The 23,351-nt window shown below is 57.4% G+C and carries 28 protein-coding genes and 1 other RNA gene; 14 read left to right on the forward strand and 15 right to left on the reverse strand.

Annotation, left to right across the window (positions count from 1 at the left end):
• Positions 1-44: 44 nt before the first annotated feature.
• Positions 45-278, reverse strand: coding sequence for a sulfurtransferase TusA family protein (locus FIU92_RS07075; RefSeq protein WP_152457900.1), 234 nt, complete (start codon positions 276-278; stop codon positions 45-47).
• A gap of 106 nt (positions 279-384) precedes the next feature.
• Here FIU92_RS07075 and FIU92_RS07080 point away from each other — a divergent pair, with 106 nt between their 5' ends.
• The 4 genes from FIU92_RS07080 (at position 385) to FIU92_RS07095 (ending at position 4,709) form a co-directional block, all read left to right on the forward strand.
• Entirely contained in the window at positions 385-1,137 is a 753-nt protein-coding gene (locus FIU92_RS07080) for a cytochrome c biogenesis CcdA family protein (RefSeq protein WP_152457901.1), read from the forward strand.
• A 62-nt stretch (positions 1,138-1,199) separates the two neighbouring features.
• Positions 1,200-2,402 carry a hypothetical protein gene (locus FIU92_RS07085; protein ID WP_152457902.1) on the forward strand — a complete coding sequence of 401 codons (1,203 nt, stop codon included), beginning with the start codon at positions 1,200-1,202 and terminating at the stop codon, positions 2,400-2,402.
• A 2-nt stretch (positions 2,403-2,404) separates the two neighbouring features.
• Positions 2,405-3,754, forward strand: a complete 1,350-nt coding sequence (locus FIU92_RS07090; RefSeq protein ID WP_152459851.1) for a cytochrome P450 — start codon at positions 2,405-2,407, stop codon at positions 3,752-3,754.
• A 73-nt stretch (positions 3,755-3,827) separates the two neighbouring features.
• Positions 3,828-4,709 carry a fructose bisphosphate aldolase gene (locus FIU92_RS07095; RefSeq protein ID WP_152457903.1) on the forward strand — a complete coding sequence of 294 codons (882 nt, stop codon included), beginning with the start codon at positions 3,828-3,830 and terminating at the stop codon, positions 4,707-4,709.
• A gap of 4 nt (positions 4,710-4,713) precedes the next feature.
• On the opposite strand, the gene FIU92_RS07100 is transcribed toward FIU92_RS07095, so the two are convergent.
• The 4 genes from FIU92_RS07100 to fumC are packed head-to-tail and all read right to left on the reverse strand — an operon-like array spanning position 4,714 to position 7,163.
• Positions 4,714-5,316 (reverse strand): DNA-3-methyladenine glycosylase I, encoded by a 603-nt coding sequence (locus FIU92_RS07100; protein ID WP_152457904.1) that lies wholly within the window; start codon positions 5,314-5,316, stop codon positions 4,714-4,716.
• A gap of 58 nt (positions 5,317-5,374) precedes the next feature.
• Positions 5,375-5,596, reverse strand: a complete 222-nt coding sequence (locus tag FIU92_RS07105) for a ribbon-helix-helix domain-containing protein (protein WP_152457905.1) — start codon at positions 5,594-5,596, stop codon at positions 5,375-5,377.
• Entirely contained in the window at positions 5,593-5,769 is a 177-nt protein-coding gene (locus FIU92_RS07110) for a DUF4169 family protein (RefSeq protein WP_152457906.1), read from the reverse strand. Before FIU92_RS07110 ends, FIU92_RS07105 begins: the two co-directional genes overlap by 4 nt.
• Positions 5,769-7,163 carry a class II fumarate hydratase gene (gene fumC, locus FIU92_RS07115; RefSeq protein ID WP_152457907.1) on the reverse strand — a complete coding sequence of 465 codons (1,395 nt, stop codon included), beginning with the start codon at positions 7,161-7,163 and terminating at the stop codon, positions 5,769-5,771. The genes FIU92_RS07110 and fumC overlap by 1 nt, the downstream gene beginning before the upstream one ends.
• Before the next feature lie 205 nt (positions 7,164-7,368).
• Here fumC and FIU92_RS07120 point away from each other — a divergent pair, with 205 nt between their 5' ends.
• On the forward strand, positions 7,369-7,932 hold the full coding sequence (locus FIU92_RS07120) for a hypothetical protein (protein WP_152457908.1): 564 nt from the start codon (positions 7,369-7,371) through the stop codon (positions 7,930-7,932).
• Positions 7,933-7,959: 27 nt separating this feature from the next.
• On the opposite strand, the gene FIU92_RS07125 is transcribed toward FIU92_RS07120, so the two are convergent.
• The 10 genes from FIU92_RS07125 to FIU92_RS07170 form a co-directional block, all read right to left on the reverse strand.
• Positions 7,960-8,418: an SspB family protein gene (locus tag FIU92_RS07125; RefSeq protein ID WP_152457909.1), complete on the reverse strand. Its 459-nt coding sequence runs from the start codon at positions 8,416-8,418 to the stop codon at positions 7,960-7,962.
• A gap of 76 nt (positions 8,419-8,494) precedes the next feature.
• Positions 8,495-9,748 carry a chromate efflux transporter gene (chrA, locus tag FIU92_RS07130; protein WP_152457910.1) on the reverse strand — a complete coding sequence of 418 codons (1,254 nt, stop codon included), beginning with the start codon at positions 9,746-9,748 and terminating at the stop codon, positions 8,495-8,497.
• Positions 9,745-10,560, reverse strand: coding sequence for a sulfurtransferase/chromate resistance protein (locus FIU92_RS07135; RefSeq protein ID WP_152457911.1), 816 nt, complete (start codon positions 10,558-10,560; stop codon positions 9,745-9,747). Before FIU92_RS07135 ends, chrA begins: the two co-directional genes overlap by 4 nt.
• 125 nt (positions 10,561-10,685) lie before the next feature.
• A complete protein-coding gene (locus FIU92_RS07140) occupies positions 10,686-11,117 on the reverse strand; it encodes an ester cyclase (RefSeq protein WP_152457912.1) in 432 nt (143 codons plus the stop codon).
• Between the two features lie 101 nt (positions 11,118-11,218).
• Positions 11,219-11,566, reverse strand: a transfer-messenger RNA (tmRNA) gene (ssrA, locus tag FIU92_RS07145).
• A gap of 36 nt (positions 11,567-11,602) precedes the next feature.
• Positions 11,603-11,965 (reverse strand): DUF4345 family protein, encoded by a 363-nt coding sequence (locus FIU92_RS07150; RefSeq protein WP_152457913.1) that lies wholly within the window; start codon positions 11,963-11,965, stop codon positions 11,603-11,605.
• A 17-nt stretch (positions 11,966-11,982) separates the two neighbouring features.
• The gene (locus tag FIU92_RS07155) at positions 11,983-12,633 is read right to left on the reverse strand and encodes a TenA family protein (RefSeq protein WP_152457914.1); all 651 of its coding nucleotides are present in this window, start codon (positions 12,631-12,633) and stop codon (positions 11,983-11,985) included.
• Between the two features lie 59 nt (positions 12,634-12,692).
• Positions 12,693-13,346 (reverse strand): hypothetical protein, encoded by a 654-nt coding sequence (locus FIU92_RS07160; RefSeq protein WP_172978476.1) that lies wholly within the window; start codon positions 13,344-13,346, stop codon positions 12,693-12,695.
• Between the two features lie 13 nt (positions 13,347-13,359).
• On the reverse strand, positions 13,360-14,760 hold the full coding sequence (locus tag FIU92_RS07165) for a selenium-binding protein SBP56-related protein (RefSeq protein ID WP_152457916.1): 1,401 nt from the start codon (positions 14,758-14,760) through the stop codon (positions 13,360-13,362).
• 117 nt (positions 14,761-14,877) lie between these two features.
• Positions 14,878-15,609 (reverse strand): FadR/GntR family transcriptional regulator, encoded by a 732-nt coding sequence (locus FIU92_RS07170; protein ID WP_152457917.1) that lies wholly within the window; start codon positions 15,607-15,609, stop codon positions 14,878-14,880.
• Positions 15,610-15,724: 115 nt separating this feature from the next.
• Here FIU92_RS07170 and FIU92_RS07175 point away from each other — a divergent pair, with 115 nt between their 5' ends.
• From FIU92_RS07175 to dxr, 9 genes are all read left to right on the forward strand, one after another.
• Positions 15,725-16,489, forward strand: coding sequence for a DUF2182 domain-containing protein (locus FIU92_RS07175; protein ID WP_152459852.1), 765 nt, complete (start codon positions 15,725-15,727; stop codon positions 16,487-16,489).
• A gap of 4 nt (positions 16,490-16,493) precedes the next feature.
• On the forward strand, positions 16,494-17,198 hold the full coding sequence (locus tag FIU92_RS07180; RefSeq protein ID WP_152457918.1) for a DUF1326 domain-containing protein: 705 nt from the start codon (positions 16,494-16,496) through the stop codon (positions 17,196-17,198).
• Positions 17,195-17,725, forward strand: coding sequence for a DinB family protein (locus FIU92_RS07185; RefSeq protein ID WP_371419736.1), 531 nt, complete (start codon positions 17,195-17,197; stop codon positions 17,723-17,725). Before FIU92_RS07180 ends, FIU92_RS07185 begins: the two co-directional genes overlap by 4 nt.
• Entirely contained in the window at positions 17,726-18,829 is a 1,104-nt protein-coding gene (locus tag FIU92_RS07190; RefSeq protein ID WP_152457919.1) for a dimethylsulfoniopropionate demethylase, read from the forward strand.
• 89 nt (positions 18,830-18,918) lie between these two features.
• The gene (acuI, locus tag FIU92_RS07195; protein WP_152457920.1) at positions 18,919-19,914 is read left to right on the forward strand and encodes an acryloyl-CoA reductase; all 996 of its coding nucleotides are present in this window, start codon (positions 18,919-18,921) and stop codon (positions 19,912-19,914) included.
• A 181-nt stretch (positions 19,915-20,095) separates the two neighbouring features.
• Positions 20,096-20,659 (forward strand): ribosome recycling factor, encoded by a 564-nt coding sequence (frr, locus tag FIU92_RS07200; protein WP_152457921.1) that lies wholly within the window; start codon positions 20,096-20,098, stop codon positions 20,657-20,659.
• Between the two features lie 9 nt (positions 20,660-20,668).
• On the forward strand, positions 20,669-21,400 hold the full coding sequence (locus tag FIU92_RS07205; protein ID WP_152457922.1) for an isoprenyl transferase: 732 nt from the start codon (positions 20,669-20,671) through the stop codon (positions 21,398-21,400).
• Positions 21,397-22,179 (forward strand): phosphatidate cytidylyltransferase, encoded by a 783-nt coding sequence (locus tag FIU92_RS07210; protein ID WP_152457923.1) that lies wholly within the window; start codon positions 21,397-21,399, stop codon positions 22,177-22,179. Before FIU92_RS07205 ends, FIU92_RS07210 begins: the two co-directional genes overlap by 4 nt.
• Positions 22,179-23,351 carry a 1-deoxy-D-xylulose-5-phosphate reductoisomerase gene (dxr, locus tag FIU92_RS07215; protein ID WP_152457924.1) on the forward strand — a complete coding sequence of 391 codons (1,173 nt, stop codon included), beginning with the start codon at positions 22,179-22,181 and terminating at the stop codon, positions 23,349-23,351. Before FIU92_RS07210 ends, dxr begins: the two co-directional genes overlap by 1 nt.

A 23,351-nucleotide genomic window follows, 5' to 3' on the forward strand; every position in this document is an offset into this window, starting at 1 on the left:
AAGGCGGGCTGATCGGCCCGCCTTTTTTTGACCTGCAACGAAGGTCAGCTGGATTTTTGGATCAGATAGATCTGATGTGCGCCGTCAGTGTCCTGCGAAAGCAGTGTATGCCCGGCCTCGGCACAAAAATGCGGAACATCCACGATGGCCGCAGGATCATCGGCCAGCACCCGCAGAACGGCACCCTCCGGCATGGATTTCAGTCGTTTGCGGGCTTTCAGGACGGGCAAGGGGCACAACAGGCCCAAAGCGTCCAGGGTATCTGTAATCTCTGACATGATTTTCGGGATAGGGTGAAGTTGTAATATTGTCCAGATTCCGAGCACGAGGATGTGACTGTTTGGCCCCGTGACGGATCGCTCTTCATCACATATGTGCAGAAACATGTTCGGAATCGAAATCATAGACGCGGGACTGCTGCCCGCCATGTTCGTCGCGCTGCTCGGCGGCCTGATCAGCTTTCTGTCGCCTTGCGTATTGCCAATCGTACCGCCTTATCTGGCGTATATGAGCGGCGTTACCATACACGAGATGCAGGACGAGGCCCGCGCGCGGCGCAAGGCGACCATGTCGGCGCTGTTCTTTGTCATGGGCCTGTCGACCGTGTTTCTTCTGCTTGGCTTTACCGCATCGGCCTTTGGCGCGTTTGTGCTGCAAAATCAGGTGCTGTTCGCCAAGTTGTCCGGTGCCGTTGTCATCGTCTTTGGCCTTCACTTTCTGAATGTCTTCCGGATTCCTTTTCTGGATCGCGAAGCACGGATTGAAACCGGTGATTCCGGTGGGTCGGTCTTTGGCGCTTACATCCTTGGCCTGGCTTTTGCATTCGGCTGGACCCCGTGCATTGGTCCTCAACTGGGTGCGATCCTGTCACTGGCGGCGAACGAAGCGTCTGTCGCGCGTGGCACGTTTCTGCTGGGGGTTTACGCTGCGGGTTTGGGTATTCCGTTTTTGTTGGCAGCCATGTTCCTGAATCGCTCCATGACCGTGATGAACCGGATCAAACCGTATATGGGCACGATCGAAAAGATCATGGGTGGACTGTTGCTGTTTGTGGGCATCATGCTGATAACGGGGCTTTTCACCCGTTTCAGCTGGTGGTTGCTGGAAACTTTTCCGGCGCTGGCAAATTTCGGGTGATCAACTGACCCTCTTACCTTGGCTTCAAGCCTGCGTTAACCTGCGCATCAGAAGGTAAGGGCATGAGCAGTCACACAAATCAGCCGCAGGTGCGCAGACGTCGGGTGTTCTATATCCCCGGCTATGATCCGATGCCGCCCCGGCGATATCGCGAGCTGTATCGCAGTGAATCGCAGAAGCAGGCCCGGATCTCGGGGTACGAGATCGCCATATTCCCAAAGACAACGGACGGACGTTTCGGCTGGCGTGTGACCTCGGAACAAGATGGCCTGACTGTTGAAACGGAATTCGAGGTTCTGGTGTGGTCCGACATCGTGCGCGACAGCATGTCGGCCTCGATCCCGGCGACCTATTGGCAATTGGCCCGCACGGCGTGGATCTACATATCAACCGGTACGTTGTGGCGTCTGATGCGATTGCGCAAGGGCCCGGTGATCGCTGCGTTGTATCCAGTGGCGATGTTGGTGTCTCAGCTGCTGATCGCGCTTGCGTTGGCATGGGCGTGCATAGCCATGGTAGGTTGGTGGGGGATATTCCCCGGAGCGGCCATCGCCGTCGCATTACTGCTGTGGTTTCGCAAGGTCGATAACCGGCTGTTTGCGTATTACCTGATGCATGATTACGCCTATTCAGCGCAGTTGAGCGGGCAAATGCCGGTCGAGCTGCGGGACAGGTTGTCTTCGTTTCGTGAAGCGATCCAAGAGGCGCTGAATTCCGATGTGGATGAGGTGCTGGTCGTTGGCCACAGCTCGGGCGCGCATCTGGGGGTGTCTGTTCTGGCCGAACTGATCCGAAAAACGAAAGTGCACGAGCAAGGCGTGGTGCTGTCGTTTCTCAGCCTGGGACAGGTGGTTCCCATGGTCTCGTTTCTGCCCCAGGCACACGATTTGCGGACCGATCTGCATTTCCTGTCCACACGGTCCGAGCTCAGCTGGATCGATGTCTCGGCCCCCGGTGATGGCTGCGCCTTTGCGCTGTGCGATCCGGTTGCGGTCACGGGGGTGGCCGATGCTGATAAACGCTGGCCGCTGGTCCTGTCAGCGGCTTTTTCGCAAACCTTGTCTCCGGAACGCTGGAAAGCTTTGCGATGGCGATTTTTTCGCCTTCATTTTCAGTATCTTTGCGCCTTCGACAAGCCGGAAAGTTATGATTATTTCCGGATAACGGCTGGCCCGTTGACGCTGGGGCAAAGGTTTGCGGATCGTGAGGCTTCGCGCAGCCGCATCGAGACGCCTGTCTCCAAGTTCACCTCGGTAAAGCCATGACCATGACCCCGCCCAAGCCAGATCCGCGCCCCGAGAAGGTTTCGTTGCTGCGCTATGTGAAACTGTTCAGACATGACCTGCTGTCGGCGCAGCCAGCCCGGCTGTATCGCGCGTGGATGGCAGAATTCAAAACTCCGTTCTTCCGGTCGTTCCTGATCAATCAACCGGATCTGGTTCAAACGGTCCTCAAGAAACGGGCTGACGATTTCCCCAAATCCGGCAGGATCAGCGAAGGCCTGCGGCCGTTGCTTGGCAATTCGGTGTTTCTGACCAATGGCGAAACCTGGAAACGACAGCGGCGGATTATCGATCCCGCGTTCGAAGGGGGACGCCTGAAGGATACATTCCCGGCCATGCTGGCCGCCGCCGAGGTGTGTGTGGAACGGCTGCGGCCTCATGTCGGCGGGGAACTCGAATTCGAAGAACAGACAAGCCATGCGGCGGCGGATGTGATATTTCGCACCCTGTTTTCCGTTCCTATCGACAACGCTATCGCCAGCCAGGTGTTCGAAAAGTTCCGGGCCTATCAACGCGCGCAACCTTTGCTGAATCTGGCAGCTTTTGTTCCCTTGCCAAAGTGGCTGCCCCGGTTTCATTCCGAGGCGACCAAACAAAGTGCGCGGGATATCAGGGCGCTGATTTCCGAACTGACCAGAACACGCGCAAAGGCCATCAAGGACGGAACGGCACCTGATGATCTTGCGACCAAGATCATGACGACGGCTGATCCCGAAACCGGGCAATTCTTCGACCCCGAGGAAATGGTTGATCAGGTGGCGATCTTTTTTCTTGCCGGGCATGAGACCAGCGCGTCAGCCTTGGCCTGGACGCTGTACCTGATGGCCCTTTACCCGGAATGGCAGCAGAAGGTTGCAGAGGAGGCCGCTGCTCTGGATGATCCTTCATTTGCCTCTGTTTCAAAACTTCGGATCAGCCGGGATGTGTTCCGCGAAGCGCTGCGCCTTTATCCTCCGGTGCCCATGATGGTCCGCGAGACCACGTGCCCCGAACGGTTCCGTAACCGGGATGTGCCGGTTGGCGCGCAGATCGTGATCAGCCCGTGGCATTTGCACCGTCAGGCGCGTTTGTGGGACGATCCGGACGGTTTTGATCCCAACCGTTGGGGCACGGAAAACGGCAAGCGGTGCCAGCGCGACGCTTACATCCCGTTCTCAGTAGGCCCTCGAGTGTGCACCGGGGCCGGGTTTGCAATGGTCGAAGGGCCGCTGATCCTGTCGATGCTCTTGCGCCGCTACCGGTTCGAAACAATCCCGGGAAAAACACCTGTTCCGGTCGCTCACCTGACGGTTCGATCCAAAGATGGCATATGGTTACGCCTGTTTGAGCGCTAACAACCTACCATCGGTTCACGCCCTGTTGTATGCGGGGAAGAACATCGGAATCATCATTGAACGGGAAAACAATATGTCCAAAGCAGAACAGCGCGCGCAGATGATCAACGGCACGGGCTTTATCGCGGCACTGGATCAAAGCGGCGGATCAACCCCGAAAGCGCTTGCGTTGTATGGCGTCGAGGCATCCGACTACAGCTCGGAGGAAGAGATGTTCGGTGAAATCCAGAAGATGCGTGCCCGCATCATTCTGGCCGACGATTTCACAAAGGACAAAGTGATTGGCGCAATCCTGTTCGAACGTACCCTGGGCGAAGAGATCGAAGGCCGCAAGGTTGCCGATTACCTTTGGTCGGTCAAAGGTATCGTTCCTTTCCTGAAGATCGACAAAGGCCTGGAAGACCAGGCAAATGGCGTTCAGATGATGAAACCGATCCCCGGTCTGGCCGAGACCCTGGCCAAGGCCGATGGTGTGTTCGGAACCAAGGAGCGCTCGGTCATTCACGAAGCGAATGCCGATGGCATCGCGGCGGTGGTTGCCCAACAGTTCGACGTCGCCCGCGAAGTCACCGATGCCGGTATGGTTCCGATCGTGGAGCCCGAAGTGAACATCCATTCGGAAACTAAGGCCGAGGCGGAAGACATCCTGAAGGCTGAAATCCTCAAAAACCTCGATCAACTGGCCGAGGGCCAGGAAGTGATGCTGAAGCTGACGATCCCGACAAAGGCAAACCTGTATGACGCGCTGGCTGACCACCCGCGGGTCTTGCGCGTTGTGGCCCTGTCGGGCGGTTATTCGACGGAAGAAGCCTGTGATCTGCTGGGCCGGAACGGCAAGATGATTGCATCCTTCTCGCGGGCCTTGACTGAAGGCCTGTTGAAGCAGCAGTCAGATGCCGAATTCAACGCGGCGCTGGGTGCGAACATCGACAAGATTTTCAAAGCCTCCGTCTAACCTTTCAGACAGGTTTGGTGAAAGAGCGGCGCATCTGTGCCGCTTTTTTTCTGCCGATGCAGGTCTCGGCATGATCATTGACCAGCCCCATGGCCTGCATGAACGCAAACACGGTTGTAGGGCCAACAAACTTCCATCCCCGTTTCTTGAGATCTTTCGACATGGCCACCGACTCGGGCGATGTGGACGCTGTTTGCGGAGGCGGAGGCGTTTCAGCCTCGTAACGCCAGACATAGGCCGCCAGAGATCCTTCGGCCGCCACAAGGTCCTGCGCGCAACGCGCATTGTTGATCACCGCTTCAATCTTGCCGCGATGACGGATGATCCCAGAATCCTGTAGCAGGCGTTCCACATCTTCATCAGAAAACGCGGCCATCCTGTTGAAATCAAACCCGCAAAAGGCTTTCCTGAAGTTTTCGCGCTTGTTCAGGATCGTTCGCCAGCTAAGGCCTGACTGAAAGCTTTCGAGGCACAGTTTTTCAAACAGCCGTTGGTCGTCGCCGACAGGGTAACCCCATTCATTGTCGTGATATTCAAAGAACTCGGGCGCGGCCTGACACCATGCGCATCTTTGCTGCCCATCCGGCCCGGTAATAGTGTCGCTCATGGTTGTACCCTTTTTGTTCCCACTCACGTTACACGTCGAGGTGAGGGCGTGACAAGTCTCAATCAGGGTTTCGGAACCAGTTCAGCACAAAGACGCGTATGGCCGATGCAAGACCCGTTTCCGGGTCGCGAGCCACATCTATTTCAGCCGCCAAGACATTGATTGGCTTACCTTGTTCCTGAGCGATCTCGCGAAAAGCACGCCAGAATTCATCCTCGAGTGATACCGAGGTTCGGTGTCCTTTCAGGGTCAAAGAGCGTTTGACAGGACGGCCGCTCATTCGTCCAGCTCATGATTGTCGAGGTCGCGCTTTTGTTTTTTCTGTTGAAGCTTCACGACTTCTTTTTCAGCTTTTGTACGCCCAAATGCGACGGTGTTCCGGTCAGCGCGGGCCTTTCTTTCGGCCCGCGCTTTTTCCTTTCGATACCGGTTCAGATTGACCGGCTTGCCCATCAGTCTTTTGGGCCGATCATCTGTTCGGGGCGGACGACGGCATCAAAGGTCGCTTCGTCCACAAAGCCCAGCGCGATGGCTTCTTCCTTGAGCGTGGTACCGTTCTTGTGGGCGGTTTTCGCAACTGTGGTCGCATTGTCATAACCGATGGTGGGGGCAAGCGCCGTGACCAGCATCAGCGATTCCTTCATCAGCTTGTCGATGCGCGGCTCGTTCGCTTTGATGCCCATCAGCATCCGCTCGGTAAAGCTGTCGGTGGCATCCCCCAACAGCTGGATCGATTGCAGCAGGTTGTAGGACATCATCGGATTGTAGACGTTCAATTCGAAATGCCCTTGTGACCCGGCGAAATTCATCGCCGCGTTGTTGCCCATCACATGCGCGGCGACCTGCGTCAGCGCTTCGGCCTGCGTCGGGTTTACCTTGCCGGGCATGATCGACGAGCCGGGCTCATTTTCCGGCAGGATCAGTTCACCCAGGCCGGAACGAGGCCCGGAGCCCAGGAAACGAATGTCGTTTGCGATCTTGTAGCAGCTGCCGGCAATCGTCGCCAAAGCGCCCGAAAGGAAGACCATAGCATCATGGGCGGCCAGCGCTTCGAACTTGTTCGGCGCCGTCACGAAGGGCAGGTCGGTGATTTGGGCCATATGGCCTGCGACGGCTTTGTCCCAGCCGTGCTGGGTGTTCAGGCCGGTGCCAACGGCCGTTCCGCCCTGGGCCAGTTCATAAATCCCCGGCATCGCCGCATGTACGCGTGCGATTCCCTGACGAATCTGGTGGGCATAGCCACTGAACTCCTGACCCAAGGTCAGCGGTGTCGCGTCCTGTGTATGGGTTCGGCCGATCTTGATGATGTCCTTGAACTCCTCGGCCTTCTGCTCGAGCCCGGACGCCAGTTTTTCAAGGCCGGGAAGCAGCACGTCGCGTACGCTCATCGCTGTTGCGATATGCATGGCGGTTGGGAAGGTATCGTTCGACGATTGCCCCATGTTGCAGTGGTCATTCGGGTGTACCGGGTCTTTGGATCCGATCTTGCCGCCCAGAATCTCGATGGCTCGGTTGGCGATGACCTCGTTCGCATTCATGTTCGACTGGGTGCCGGAACCCGTCTGCCACACGACCAACGGAAAGTTGTCGTCGAACTTGCCCTCGATCACCTCGCCTGCGGCCTGGATGATCGCATCTGCTATCTTTGCTTCCAGCTTGCCCGTTGCCTTGTTTTCCATGGCGCAGGCTTTCTTGATTACGCCCAGCGCGCGCACGATGGCGACCGGCTGTTTTTCCCAGCCGATGGGAAAATTCATGATCGAGCGCTGCGTTTGGGCGCCCCAATACTTGTCGGCAGGAACCTCGAGCGGGCCAAAGCTGTCGGATTCTGTGCGGGTTTGAGACATCGGTCACTCCGTCTGGTATGCAGTTGTATGCCGTTTAGCCGCAGCCACGCCGTGACGCAATCGGCCAGTTGCGCGCACCTTAAACTTAAGGGCGTCAAAGGTATAGGCGCGGGGTGCGTCACTTTAATCGTTGTTGGCGGGGAATGTGCATTGTTTGCGGATACCTCTGGGCTACAATGGAGCAATAGACGCCATGGAGGACAAAATGCCAAATTTCCATCGCTTTACGCTTGAAAAAGCAGTCGCGATACTTGCAGTTTGCGCTTTGTGGCTGTCGGTTCTGAGCGCAGCGGCCCGCGCGGCAGACATTACACCGTTCATAGGAGATTATATCGGTTCAGCCGAAGTCGTGGACGCGGATGGCACGACAACGCCCCGCGACATGAGCGTTTCCATCGTCGAGACCAAGAACGGTTTCAACGTCAGTTGGCGGACGACGACATACAAGCTGGATGGACGCGTAAAGGAACAGAAGTTCTCGATTGATTTTGTTCCGTCAGACCGCCCGGATGTGTTTTCGGCGGCGATGAAACGCAATGTCTTTGGTCACGAAGTCCCGCTGGACCCGATGAAGGGCGAGCCATTTGTATGGGGCCGCATCGTCGACGAAACACTGACTGTGTTCTCTTTGTTCATTGACGAGGACGGAGGATATGAGTTGCAGCAATTCGACCGCACGCTTGCCCAAGGCGGGCTGAACCTCGCGTTTTCACGATTCATAGATGGTCAAAAATCACGGTCGGTCGAGACTTTCCTAATGAAACGATAAACCCCGCGCCGGGCGGGGTTTGAAGGTTCATTTCCGGAAGCTGTCCAGCGACACGATATCCGCATCGTGATGTATTTCTTCTTCTTCGACTTCGATGTCGTCTTCGATGATCTGATCTTCTTCGATTTCGTCTTCCGGGCTTTCGAAGCGAAGGCCGAATTCCACGGATGGGTCCACGAAAGTCTTGATTGCGGAATAAGGGACGTACAGCGGTTCTGGGGCATCGCCAAAGTTCAAAGTGATGCCAAAGCCGAGGTCACCAACTTCGAGGTTCTCGAACCAGTGCTGCATGACGATGGTCATTTCTTCGGGATAGCGTTCACGCAGCCAGTCGGCGATTTCCACACCATCTTCACGTGTGTCGAAAGTGATGAAAAAGTGGTGCGCCCCGGGTAGACCGGTTTCAGAAACTTCCTTCAGCACTGTTTTGATCAGGCCGCGCATGGCGGTGTGCATCAGGTTTCCATAATCGATGCCTTGCGACATGTGTGATCCTCAAAAGTGGTTATGCTCAGCATAGGGGTTTTGTTCGGAAACGAAAGGGCGGGTACGACCGGATTGATCAGATATTGTGTGCAGCCAGGCCGGCAATCGACATCAGGGCAAGCACGGTTCCCATCCCTAATTTCAGTCGAAAAATCAAGGTCCCAGCAAGGATAGTTAGACCGAATGCGGTAAAATTCAACGCGGAAATCTGCGGCATGGGGATTGCCAGAGGACCCCATGATTTTTCAGACACTGATTCGAAAAGAACATTCAGGGCGAACCACACGGAAAGGTTGAGAATCACTCCGACGACGGCCGCAGTGATTCCATGCAGGGCCGCGGACAGGCGGGGACGCGCGGCCAGACTGTCGAGATATGGGGCCGCAAGAAAAATCCAAAGAAAGCACGGAACGAACGTCGCCCACAATGCAACTGTACCGGCTGCAAGCGCCAGCGTGAACCCGCCGGTCAGTTGCCCGGTCAGCATGGCGACAAACTGTGTGACAAGTATGAGCGGCCCCGGAGTCGTTTCCGCCAGACCCAGCCCATCAATCATCTGATCCGTGCTGATCCAGTGGTACTGGTCAACAACCGTTTGAGTCATATAGGCCAATACGGCATATGCGCCGCCAAAGGTCACAACGGCGAGTCGGGCAAAAAACCACCCCAGATCGCTCAGCAGTTGATGGCCTGTGACGCTCAGAGCGACGAGCGGGCCCAACCAAAGGGGCAACCAGACAGCAATCGTTCGCAGAGACCGCGCCAGATGTGGTGTTCCTTCTCGCGTGGGAGTTTCTACGGGTCCTTTGAAGGTCACGTACCCCCAGGCTGCGGCAACGAATATGATCGCCGGAAAAGGAAGGTTCAGCAGAAAAATGGCCAGGAAGGACAGAATTGCGATTGTTCGATGCTCGCGATCATTCAATGCCTTGCGCGAAAGATTGCGGAGCGCCTGCAAAACGATGACGATGACGGTTGCCTTGATGCCCGTGAAGGCCGACTGCACCAAGGGAACATCGCCAAATGCTGAATAGAGCGCGACCAGAACCGCAATCACCAACGCGCCGGGCAACACGAACAAGCTGCCGGCAATCAGCCCGCCGGCAACGCCGCGCAGACGCCACCCCGCATAAGTTGCCAGCTGCATCGCCTCGGGGCCCGGCAGCAACATGCACAGAGACAGGGCGCGCAGGTAAGTCTGTTCATCCAGCCAGGGTCGGCGTTCTACCAATTCCTGATGCATCAAGGAGATCTGAGCCGCAGGGCCGCCGAAAGACAGCAAACCGATCCTGCCAAAGACCTTGGTAATCTCGGCCAGTGTCGGTGTCATGACGTTCGCCCGGTGGGCCAGTCATGGCCTTCGTCAAATCCATCGCGCGCCCAGCGATACATCGCGTCGTAAAGATTCATCCCGGCTTTCAGGATTTCATGGTCATCGCGATACTGCCTTGAAAGCCCGACGGACACCGCCAACAATCCCGCCGCTTCAGGCGCAAGCGCGTGCCGGTTCGTGTCCGCCGCCCGGATGACTGTCGCCAACCGGTCCAGCGCAGGGGAGTGAAGCCCGAATTCATCCAGCATGGTGTCAAACGTGCAATTGTCCCCTCGGTGGCTCCAGAACGTGTTCTCGATATCAAAAGGTGACGCCCCGAAAACAGTCGCAACGCTTTCGACTTCGCCGGGTGCCACAAACAGGAACTTGGCGTCGGGATCAACAAACCTGCGTATCAGCCAGGGACATGCGATTCTGTCGATCTTGGGTCGGTGACGCGTGACCCACAACGTGTTGCCACCAATTCGATCAGGAATGCGTGCTGCGGGCACACGTGGTGCATCGGCCATGTCGCGCCAGGCATGCATTCCACCTTCCAGATATTCGGCTTGATGCCCTTCGCTGCGCAACCAGGAGACAACGCCCTGGCTCAGCTTTTTGCCTTTCTGACAGATAATCACGGCTGGGCGATCGGAGATCTTGCACGAAAGCTCCCGAAGATCTGCGGCCGGGTGCCGGATTGATGCGGGGATCAGATAGGGATCTTCTTTAAAATCGTCATTCAGGCAGACGTCGAATAGAACGGGCGCATTCGGAGTACCGATCAGACGCAGGAGTTGTTTGGGAGAAATAGAGTTGGGCGATGCCATGGCATGTTTCCTTGTGACCGCGGATACATGCGAAACTTGGGCTGTCGCCTCACGGGGCGTTCGCAATCTTACCCCATGGCACTTGCTAGCGCGCAAGTGTCATGGGGGTCAAGATTGCTTTGGGTTCACGCCCAATCCAGACGTTGCCCGGTCATGCATACGGGCAGGGTGTCCGATGGAAACTGGCCCAGTTCTTCAAAAAACGAGATGAAGTCAAAATGGTTGTAGGCTTCAACCATCTTTTTGTCCTTGAACCGCGCCATGACCTGGCCGGTGACTTCCAGCGGCGCGCCATTGTCAGCACGAAAAGTACGCACATGCAGAATGGCGGACACCCAGTCGCCGTTTTCGATGATCTTGGGCAATTCGACCTTGATGTCCCCCAGAATATGACGGAAGGCCATGACCAGATCCCGGAAATCGTCCGCACCGACCTGCATTTCCGGAATCAGCCCCTCGGCCATCGTTTCGGGTGCGAAGAACTGATCAATTGCTTCGGTGTTTCCATTTTCCCAAACCTCGGAGTACCACTTTCTGAGTATCTCTGAATTCGTCATCCCAGTTCTCCTGTCCAAGTGCTGGCAAGATGGCAAAAAGGAATGAATAAACTCTGAATCCGCCTAAGGGCGGGAAAATAAAATCAGACATGTGGGTGATTAATGCAGGTTTCTGTTGCCAGGTACCTGCGAACCCCGCCTTACGCGGCTAGGCGCAAGGGCTTAAGTTTCGGTCTTGCTACTGCTTACGCAGCAACTGCAACCGGAGCACGATTGTCGTTTGCAATTGTACTGTTTTCGCCGGTAACGGTGGCAGACAGCCGAGACAAAGCTAACCCCTTTAGACGTTCGTCGATCCTATTTCGGCCCCAAAATCCCCAAACGAAGGATGGTTGGTGGAGCCGCCGGGTACCGCCCCCGGGTCCGATCCGCTTATTACGAGCGCGTTTATGTCCATAGTCCCGAAGGACGACTCTTATATAGGTGAGGTGATGGGGGGATGCAAACTCAGAATGAACGCAGCTGTGTTTAACATTTCCAATCTGTTAGGTGGCTTTGTTGAAGTTTGCAGCAATCAGCCAGACGGCCAGAACCAGTTCGATTCCCCCAAAGATCAACGCCTTGGCCAAGGGGGGATTGTCCAGCGCGACCGACACAAACCGGCCCAGCGCTGCACCGGAATAGACAATGCCCAGCATGACATAGGCCATTGGGTTGTTCAGCCAGATAACGGCAATCCCCGTCACAACAAACAAACCACCGACCGAGGCGCGCATCTCGGACAACCCCATCGTGCTGTTGGTCGGGGCCAAATCCAGGGCCGACGCGGTGTGGGCCGGCGCCAGAAACCCGAATGCGCCGAACCCGATGGTCAGCAATGCCGCGATGACGTTCAGAGTTGCGACCATTCCGGCCCCCTTACGGTTCAGGCCGCGTAGGCGGCGTCAAAGAATTCACGTTCCAGCTCGACAGCGCGATGGAACAGTCGCGTGACCTCGGCCTGTTCGGCCGCATCCAGCGTCGGCCAGACGTTGTCCAGCTGACTGCGCAGATATTCCACGACGCTTTCGAACCCTTCGCCCGCATGTAGCGTGATCCATTCCGCAAACCAGAACGGCAAGCCTTCTTTGGGCGGGTTTTCCGGGCTGGCCCAGCTCAGGTAAACCCATTCCGCCACGACGAGTACCGCCAGCATGTTCTGATAACGGCCAGAGGCTGCGGCTTCGGCCATCAGATCCTGAAACGCGCGTGTGGCGGGCGCGGGCTCGGTGCTGGGCTCAGTGCCCAAAGCGTCCATCGCGCGCAGGAAATAGGTGTTCTCGGGGCCTGTGATCACCGCCAGAAATTGCGCGGCCGGTACGCTGTCGGCAAGGGTCGGCGCATGCGCGATGGCGCTGGCCAAAAGACGCACGAAACCGTCGACGAACTGATAATCCTGTTGCAGATACCAGCGCATCTTGTTCTCGGGCAGGGTGCCGTCAGACAACTCGCGGGTGAAGGCATGGGATGTGGCGGCCGTCCAGTCGTCGATTTTGCCCTGACGCAGCACTTCGGTTGGGCGGGTTTGGTCCTGCATTCGGAAGCTCCAGTTTTGTTTCGATGCAGACAAAGCGCGTTTCAAAACAAAGTACAAGGTCAGCCAAGGGCGGACCAAAGACCCAGACCACCGACCAGAATGAGGCTCAGGGCCCAGATGAGCTCCAGGTTGAACCAGCTGCGCGACAGGAATTGCAGTCCGAGCCAACGATAGACCGCATAGGCCAAAAAACCGCCACCCAGAACCATGGCGGCCGTATGCAGCGCGGCGACGCCCAGAACCAAAAGGGTGTTCGTGGTCATGATCTGAGAAATCGCTTGATGGCCCGCGTCCAGTTCATCCACGGCACACAGGCCCAGATAGATTGGAACCAGCATCAGGGCAGCCCCGTGGGCAAGCGCCACAAGAAAAGACCACAGCGCGAGCCTGCTTGGCGGGATCCGCGAAAGAAAGCGGGGGTGACGGCGGGTTATCGCGATGTACAGGCCCATGCCAATCACGACCAGAGCCGCGCCGATGCGGATTTCATTTTGATAATCGACCAGTACGGCCATCAGGGCAAAAGGGAGAAGTACGCCGAGCATGGCCACGAAATGCCCGCCAGCCAAAGCCGCGAGTGCACCCCAAAGCGCGGATTGGCGTTGTTCCATCAAAGCCGAAGACACTGCCAGTGGCCAGCCCATACCGGGGTTCAGGCCGTGATAGGCTCCGCTCAGAACAACGGCCAGCCACAGGCCAGCCGTTGATGACATCAAAAATTCCAACTCAGACCGACGGATAGCAGAAGCTGTCGGTTGAACAGTCTCCGCCCTCCAACCGGATCTGGTGGCTGCGATAGCCCTTGGGGAACTCTACCCAGAACTTCGGATCCAATGTCAGACCACCATTTTCGCCGACATCAGCCTTGACCATGGCCGCACCACCTTCCTCGGGGTAGAACTGATCGTCCCACGTGGAATAAAGCGAATTGGTCCAATAGACGCGTTTGCCGTCGCGGCTGATTTCGACCATCTGTGGACCATAGCCAAAGGTTTGACCATTTGGATGCTTTGTCTTTTTGACGATTCCGCCGATCTCGACCTTGCCTGCCAGGGTTGGGTTCATCGGGTCGGATACATCGTATTGATGCATCTCGCCGGTTCCCCAGCACGCGACATAGAGGTACTTGTCGTCCAGGCTCAGGTCGATATCAGTGACCAGCGGCGGAACGGCTGAGAAGCCCTTCAGAAGGTCAGGAAGATCATCAGGATCAGCGGGTTGCGGATCGATTGTTATGGTCTTCTTGGCTTCGAACGTGCCGTCATCATTGCGCCACCAGGTGAAGATCGCACCTTGCAGGTTGGTCGTATCGACGACAACACCGCAGAACCCGTATTGCTTTACGGGATCATGCGCGGGGCGGATTTCCAGGGCCATCTGATGGTTTTCGCCCAGATCGATGGTTTGAATATTCGTCCGGTTCCGAAGGTTCCAGAAATGGATCCGGTGGCCGTACTTGTTGGACAACAGATCCTCGGCCACCAGCCCGTTTTCGAATTGCGGCGGCAGCCCCCATTCGGAACTGACCATGTAGTCACGCGGCAGGTTCCACCAGAAATCATAATGCTTGTCCTGCACGCCGCGCTCGATCTCATAGCGCCCGATGATATCGAAGGTCTCGCAATCCATGATGAATATACCCGGAGGGCCATCTGTGCCGTCGGGGCCGCCACCACCAAGGGTGCTGACATAGATGCCCTCAGGCCCGCAATGGATCGTGTGCGGGCGGGAATACCCTGTCTTTGCAAAGACTTCTTCGGGTTCGATGATCTTGTGAATCTTGGCCTCAAGCGGGTTCTTCACGTCAATGACATAAATCCGGCTGGACCGGATGCCCGGGATGATCAGATAGCGCCGCTCCAGAAACGCGTGACCGCTCAGCGGCGACAGGGAAGAAGAACAGGCGTTCCAGCCAAAGTGGTGAAATTCGTCGCCCTTTTCGGGCATGATCACCTGATGCACGATCTTTCCGAAATCGTCCGAGCTTGGATCGACATTCACAACCGCCAGCCCGTCGGGTTGAGAAAAGTCAGGGCTGAGCATCAGCGTGAATGCAAGCGTCTCAGCGGGGCCCTCCATCGCAAGTTTCGCGGATGGATAAAAACTTGGGTCCGGTCTTTGGTTCATAACGTCCTCCCGTAAGTCATTGAACTTCAATTCATATTGAAAGTTCCGATCTTGGCGCCGGATGACAATCTGCCCGTTCGTATGCCCCTTGTTCTGATCTTGTTTCGAATGCGGCCCTCAGGTCGGTTTACGTTTGCTTTCGGCTACGTCGTGGGCCAGCCGTCGTGTGTAATGTTCCAGATCAATAAGTGCGGAGTCTACGGTGTCCGCGTCTTTTGCCTCAAGCGCGTCCACTATTCTGCTGTGCAGTCCGATGATCTCTTCGCGGGATCGCGCCGTGAACGTGATCATGTTCATCAACGGTTGCATCGCTTCCACGGCGCCTGCCAGCTGATAGGACAGGACCGGGTTGCCAGCCCCATCCACCAGCGCGCGATGGAAAGTCACGTCCGAGGCGCAAAATGCTTCGTCCGTCAGGCCCGGTTGAGACTGGCGGAATATTTCTGCCCGCATGGTTGCCAGGTGATCTGCCGTACGCCGCTGCGCGGACAAAGGCGCACAGGCCCTTTCCAGGGCATATCGCGCCTCGCATGCGGTATCGAAGCTGACCGCATTCATCGACAGCAGCAATGTCGAAGTCGTGACTTGCTGAGAATAGGCATCCTCAAAGCTCAGGCGATTCACGAACGCCCCGCCGGAAGCGCCGCGTTGAGTGCGGATTAAGGATTGCGCGGCCAGCCGTTTCAATGCTTCCCGCACGGTCGGGCGAGAGACCTGGAACTGATCCGACAGCTCGGCTTCGGACGGCAGGCGCGCGTCCACGATCAGTTCGCCCGATACAATCGCATCCCGAATGGCCTGGGCGATCTGGGCAGACAGGTCTGCGGTTTTTCGGGGCGCGGTTTTCATCTTCAGACGACCTTGGGCAAATTTTTATTTGTCTGACATTTAAAAGTCTGACATTTGAAAAGCAAGGGAGTTGAGTCGGGAGGCCGAAGTGAGTCGTACGTGGCTGCGCAGCGGAATGTGGCTGGGCTTTTATGTTCTGATCTTGTGGGCGTGGTGGGTCATGTTCTCGATGAGCCGGGACATGGACCTTGATCTGATCGGCCGTCCGGGGCCGATGGGGCAGGCGATGGCCGCGATGGATCCGCGCATGGATATGTACATGCCCATGGCCGAGTTCGGGCCGCTGTTTTCAATGTGGGCGATCATGATGGCGGCCATGATGCTGCCGACCCTGATCCCGACCCTGCGCAATTACGATGACCTGATCCGCAGCGCAAATGGCAGCCGCGCCGGCTGGCTGGGGGTTCTGGCCGGGTATTCCATCGTCTGGGTCGGGTTTGCGGCCGTGATCGCAGGAATTCAGTTGGTCCTGCTGTTTGGCGGCGTTGTCGACATGCTGGGAATTGCCAAATCCGGATGGGTCGCGGGCGGCTTGATGATTGCCGTGGGCGCCTTTCAGTTTTCCCGCGCCAAAGAGGTGTGCCACGGTGTCTGCCATGCCCCCATGACCTATTTCCTGGGTCATTGGAGAACCGGTTTTGCAGGTGGCGTGCGCATGGGCCTGGGTCTTGGCGCCTTTTGCGTCGGCTGTTGCTGGGGCTTTATGGCGCTCGGCTTTGTCGGCGGTGTGATGAGCCTGTTGTGGATGGGGCTCGCGACCCTGTTCATGGTTTTGGAGAAACTTCCTCAGATCGGGCACGCCGTGACCCGTCCAATGGGGTTTGTGTTGATTGCGGGCGGTCTCGTCCTGCTCGTGTATCCAATTAGCTACGGAGGATAAGCCAATGGCTAAAAACAGAAAACCAGACGCCGATCGGCTGCCCGTCAGCCAGCGTATCGACAGCCGCATGCCCAATCCCAAGCGGCGAGAGATGAGCCCGACGGAATGGGCCATCAAGGGCGAGTTGATCCTGAATTGTTCATGCGACGTGTTCTGCCCCTGCGTGGTGTCGCTGGGCGCACATCCCCCGACGGAAGGTCACTGCCATGCTTGGATGGGCATCATCGTTGATGAAGGCCACTATGAAGGCGAGGATCTGTCGGGCCTGAATGTCGGGTTGCTGGTCGATATTCCGGGCCGGATGGGTGAAGGCCAGTGGAAAGTCGCCGCTTATGTTGACGAGCGCGCAAGCGGCAAGGCTTATAACGGTTTGTTGCAAATCTTCAGCGGTCAGGCGGGCGGCACGACCGGTCTGTTTACCATGCTGGTCAGCGAGATCATTGGGGCGGAACGGGCGCCGGTCCAGATTGAGCGCGACGGAAACAAACGTCGGATCGCGATTGGTCGCAAAATCCAGGGAGAGATCGAGATGCTTGCGGGCAAGGACCCGGAGCATCCGGTGATGGTCTCAAATTCCAAATACTGGATGGGACCTGACATCATCGTGGCGCGTGGCACCAAATCGAAGGTGCGCGACTATGGCCGGGTCTGGGACTTTGGCGGCAAGTCCGCTGAAATCTGCCCGATCGACTGGCACGGGCCCAAATGATGATCACGGGTGGGTATGCGCAGGAAATGGCGCGTTACAATCACTGGCAGAACAAACAGTTGGCAGAGTTTTTGCAATCTCTGACACCGAAGGAGCTGACCCTTGAACGCGGGGCGTTCTTTGGCTCGATTTTGGGCACGGTGAACCATCTGCTGTGGGGCGATTGGATGTGGATGTCGCGTTTCGAAAAGCGCGACGGGCCAGATGGCAATATTCACAAGGCAGGCGGAGGTATCCATGAAAGCGTATACCTGTGCCCGGATCTGCCAAGCTGGTTGGCGTTACGCGAAAAGATCGATGCGCGTATCCTGAACTGGGCAGAAGGGCTGGGGGATGATCCGCTGACCGGCTCGTTCACGTGGTATTCCGCCGCAAAAGAGGCTGATGTCACAATGCCTTACGCGCTGTGCGTGATCCATTTCTTCAATCATCAGACCCATCACAGGGGGCAAGTGCACAAAATGCTGACCGAGACGGGCTCGGAAGCGCCTGTCAGTGATATCGTCTTTATGCCGCAGGAGGTATGAATGCCGCAGATTTCCGCCTCACGCCGCTTGCGGCGCACTCCGTTCTCTGAAGGAGTCGAAGCTGCCGGGGTCAAGGGCTATACGGTCTACAACCGCATGTTGTTGCCGACGGTTTTTGAAAGTGTTGAAGCCGATTACCGGCATCTGAAGACCCATGTGCAGGTCTGGGATGTGTCGTGCGAGCGGCAGGTTGAATTGCGCGGCCCTGATGCTGCGCGTCTGATGCAGATGCTGACCCCGCGCGATCTGCGCGGTATGCTGCCGGGGCAATGTTTCTATGTGCCGATCGTTGACGAAACCGGCGGCATGCTGAACGACCCGGTGGCGGTGAAGCTGTCCGAAGACCGCTGGTGGATCTCGATTGCCGACAGTGATCTGTTGCTGTGGGTCAAGGGGATCGCCGTTGGGTACCGTCTGGATGTGCTGGTGGATGAACCGGACGTGTCGCCGCTTGCCGTTCAGGGCCCGAAGGCGGACGAACTGATGGCCCGTGTCTTCGGGGACCGAGTGCGCGACATCCGTTTCTTCAAATTCGACATGTTCGAGTTCGAGGGGCGCGATCTGGCCGTCGCGCGATCCGGTTATTCGAAACAGGGTGGTTTCGAGATATACGTGGAAGGTGGCGATATCGGCATGCCTTTGTGGAACACCCTGTTTGCCGCCGGCGAAGACCTGCACGTGCGCGCGGGCTGCCCGAACCTGATCGAGCGCATTGAGGGCGGGTTGCTGTCCTATGGGAACGACATGACCGACGACAATACCCCGCATGAATGCGGTCTGGGAAAGTTCTGCAACACGCATACCGCGATCGGCTGTATCGGTCGGGATGCCCTGTTGCGTGTCGCCAAGGAAGGGCCGGTGCAGCAGATCCGGCCAATCGCCATCGCCGGTGAGCCTGTACCGGGCTGCGATCGTCCCTGGGACCTGTTTGCAAGCGGCAAGCGCGTGGGGCAGGTGACATCGGCGGCTTGGTCTCCGGATTTTGAAACCAATGTGGCGATCGGTATGGTGCGCCTGAGCCATTGGGATGCCGGGACGGAACTGGAAGTGGAAACACCGGCCGGGATGCGCCGCGCGACCGTGCAGTCGCATTTCTGGATCTAGCAGAATCAAGGACGCTGCCGCGTCGACCTCGGGATATTTTGAACCAGCTGACGACATGGGCTGGTCGCTGAACACGAAAGGAATGACAGATGTTCAATGCACTTGTGATGGACAAGGATGAAGAGAGCGGACTTGCTACCGGCTCGATCAAACAATTGTCGGTGGATGATCTGCCGCATGGTGACGTCACGGTTGCGGTCGAATATTCCACGGTGAACTACAAGGACGGCCTGTGCCTGTCTCCGAAAGGGGGCGGGCTGGTGCGAGCCTATCCGCATGTCCCCGGCATTGACTACGCCGGCACGGTCGAGGCCTCATCGGATGACCGCTACAAACCCGGTGACAAGGTTGTTCTGACCGGATGGCGCGTGGGCGAGGCTCACTGGGGCGGCTATTCGCAAAAAGCCAACGCGCGGGCCGATTGGCTGGTGCCGCTGCCCGATGGGCTGACAACGCGTCAGGCAATGGCCGTGGGCACTGCCGGGTTCACTGCGATGCTGGCGGTCATGGCGCTGGAGGATCATGGGCTGACCCCGGATCGTGGACCGGTATTGGTGACCGGAGCCGCGGGCGGCGTCGGATCGGTGGCCACGGCCATTCTTGGCAATTTGGGCTATGAGGTCGCCGCGGTCACCGGACGGCCCGAAACCGGTGACTATCTGAAATCACTTGGTGCGACGACCATCGTGCCGCGCGACGACCTGAACGAGACTACAAAACGTCCCCTGGAAAGCGAAACATGGGCGGGCTGCGTTGATGCTGTGGGCGGCGCCATGCTGGCGCGTGTTCTGGGCCAGATGAAATACGGATGTTCAGTTGCTGCGGTTGGTTTGGCAGGGGGCGCTGCTTTGCCAGCGACGGTGATTCCGTTCCTGCTGCGCGGCGTGAACCTTTTGGGCATCGACAGCGTGATGCAGCCCTATGACAACAGGGTGCGCGCGTGGAAACGGATCGCCACGGATCTGCCGATGGACAAGCTTGAGGCGATGGTTCAACCGGCCGGTCTGTCCGATCTGCCGCAACTGGGCGCCGACATTCTGAAAGGTCAGGTCAAGGGGCGCGTCGTGGTGGACGTGAACGCCTGAGGCTGACCCATGAACTCAACCTGGCCGAAGAAACTCGGCTAGGTTCCGGAAAAGATGTTTGCCCAAATTGGTCGCAACACCTCTGGCCATTGATACAATTCCCGATCATGATTGCTATACATCCCAATTACGATGGCGTAAGACCCATCCAAAGATTACCTGAAGACGGGGAGTGAGCAGAATGTCTGACGACTTCGAACTGGACACCGATGATCTGCAGCGCCGCATGGATGGCGCAATGGCCAATCTGAAAACCGAATTTGCATCATTGCGAACAGGGCGTGCTTCGGCCTCGATGCTGGAACCTGTCATGGTTGACGCTTACGGTTCGATGACACCGATCAACCAGGTGGGCACCGTGAACGTGCCCGAACCGCGAATGGTCACTGTAAACGTCTGGGACAAGTCACTGGTGGGTAAGGTGGAAAAGGCCATCCGCGAAAGCGGCCTTGGGATCAATCCGCAATTGAACGGCACCATCATAATGCTGCCGATACCCGAGTTGAACGAAGAACGTCGCCGCGAGCTGAGCAAGGTCGCCGGTCAATACGCGGAAAACGCACGCATTGCGATCCGGAACGTGCGTCGCGATGGTATGGATCAGATCAAGAAGGCCAAGGCGGACGGCATGTCGGAAGATGACCAGAAGCTTTGGGAAAGTGAAGTTCAGGACATGACGGATGAGATGATCAAGGCCGTAGATGCTGCGCTCGAAACCAAGCAAGCCGAAATCATGCAGGTCTGAGCCGAACTGATGCCAAAAGACCCGCAAACCGAGCTGGAGTCCGGCCCGCGCCATGTGGCCATCATCATGGATGGCAATGGTCGTTGGGCGCAGGCGCGCGGCCGTCCCCGGCTGTTCGGCCACCATGCCGGTGCGCGGCGCGTGCGCGAGGTTGTCGAGGCCTGCCCAGGTTTGGGGATCAAGTACCTGACGGTGTTCGCTTTTTCGACCGAAAATTGGAAGCGGACCCAGGTCGAGGTGGCTGGCCTAATGAACCTGTTCCGCCGCTATATCATCAAGGAAACCCGGACACTTGCGGATAATGGCATCCGCGTTCGGTTCATCGGGGATCGGGTCCGGCTGGATTCCAAGTTGATCGAGTTGATGGACTCGCTGGAAGAAGAAACCAAGAACAACGATCTGGTTCATTTGACCGTCGCGCTGAATTACGGTGGGCGCGACGAGGTCGCACGCGCCACCAAGCGTCTGGCGCGGGATGTGGCTGAAGGGCGGCTGAAACCCGAAGAGGTAGATGAAGAAACTCTTCCTAAGTATCTGGATACGCGGGTTCTTCCTGATCCCGACCTTGTTATTCGAACCAGCGGTGAAGCGCGGATTTCAAACTTTCTTCTTTGGCAATCGGCTTACTCGGAATATGAATTCATCGACACCCTCTGGCCGGACTTCACTGCTGCTGAGCTGGCCCGTCTGTGCCAGAATTACGGCACCAGAGATCGGCGGTTCGGAGCGGTTGTGGCATGAGAGACGGCCGATGGTCTGACCTGACAACACGGGTTCTTTCTGCTGCAGTTCTGGTCGTGATCGGATCAATCGAAGTCTGGCTTGGCGGGTGGTGGTTCGAAACCTTCATTGCCGCAGCCTGTGGTCTGATGACGTGGGAATTGGTTCGAATGATCGACCCGCAAGCCCGCGGCGTGGCCGTTCAATTGGGGATTCTGACAAGCATCACCGTGGTTCTAAGCTATCATCTGCCGCCGATTTACACTTTGCCGGTCGTGCTTGCGCCTGCGCTTGTGGGAGTGGGGCAGATCAGTCGTTCGAAGGTTCTGTTCGGGATGTTCGTGGTCTGGATCGTCGGGGCCGGGCTGGGTTTCATTTCGATCCGGGAAAATTCCGGTTTTGGCTGGATGGTTTGGCTGATTGCTGTCGTGGTCGCCACGGACGTCGCGGGCTATTTCGTGGGCAAGGCGGTTGGTGGCCCGAAATTCTGGCCCAAGGTCAGCCCGAAGAAGACGTGGTCGGGAACCGCCGGAGGGTGGGCCGCCGCGGCATGTGTCGGCGCGGTTTTTGCAAGCCTGGCCGGCTTTGGATTCGCTTTTGTCGTTGTTTCCGTTTTGGCTTCAATGGCAAGTCAGGCCGGTGATATTGTCGAAAGCGCGGTCAAGCGCAAGTTCGGTGTCAAAGACAGTTCGAACCTGATACCGGGCCATGGCGGCTTTCTGGATCGGTTCGATGGCATGATGGGTGCCGCGCTGTTTGTTCTTATCGCGGGGCTGATCTATTCGCCGGGTGAAATGTAATGCGAAAGGTATCTGTTTTTGGAGCCACCGGGTCGATCGGGCAGAACACGATTGATCTGATTTCGCGCGCACCGTCCGAGTATGACGTCGTGGCCTTGACCGGTGGTGTCAATATTCAAAGGCTTGCGGATGACGCGCGTCGGCTCGGTGCCGATATTGCCGTCACCGCTCATGAAGACCGGCTTGATGACCTGCGTTCCGCTTTGTCCGGCAGTGGCGTCGAGGCGGCTGCGGGCCCGCGTGCCATTGTCGAGGCCGCGGCCCGTCCGGCGGATTGGATCATGTCGGCCATTGTCGGCTCGGCCGGGTTGGCGCCGGGGATCGAGGCGTTGAAACAGGGGACGACCCTGGCACTGGCCAACAAAGAGACATTGGTCTGCGCAGGATCATTGGTTCTGGAAACGGCCAAACAGCATGGTGCGCGATTGCTGCCGGTCGACAGCGAGCATTCGGCAGTGTTTCAGGCTTTGGTCGGTGAAGACGTCGAAACAGTCGAGCGTGTGATCATCACCGCCAGCGGCGGGGCGTTCCGAGATTGGCCCCTGAAAGAACTGGTGAACGCGACTGTTGAACAAGCTTCCAGCCATCCGAATTGGGATATGGGGCAGCGTATCACTATCGACAGCGCATCGATGTTCAACAAAGCGTTGGAAGTCATCGAAACAAAAGAATATTTCGGTGTCGAACCGGATCAGATCGAAGTGCTGGTTCATCCGGAATCCATAGTACACGCCCTGGTTGGCTATCGTGATGGTGCGATGATGGCCCATATGGGGGCACCCGATATGCGCCACGCCATCGGTTACGCGCTGCATTGGCCCGAAAGACGGGAATTGCCGATACAGCGCCTTGATTTGGCCAAGCTGGGGCAACTGCGTTTCAACGCGCCGGATCTGGCACGTTATCCCGCATTGAAACTGGCCCGAGACGTGATGGCGCGTGGCGGCCTGGCGGGTGCTGTTTTCAACGCCGCGAAGGAACGTGCGCTGGATCATTTCATCGCGCGCCGGACCGGATTTCTGAATATGGCTGATGCCGTCGCCGCGGTTCTCGACAGGTTCGACGCGTCAGACAGCCTTATTGATGCCCCGATGACCCTTGATAACGTACAGCAAACAGACCATCTGGCACGTCAGTGGGTCGATGACGCTGTGGTGGAACGAGCAGGATAG

This window comes from Ruegeria sp. THAF33 (genome assembly GCF_009363615.1).
In the GTDB taxonomy this organism is placed as follows: domain Bacteria; phylum Pseudomonadota; class Alphaproteobacteria; order Rhodobacterales; family Rhodobacteraceae; genus Ruegeria.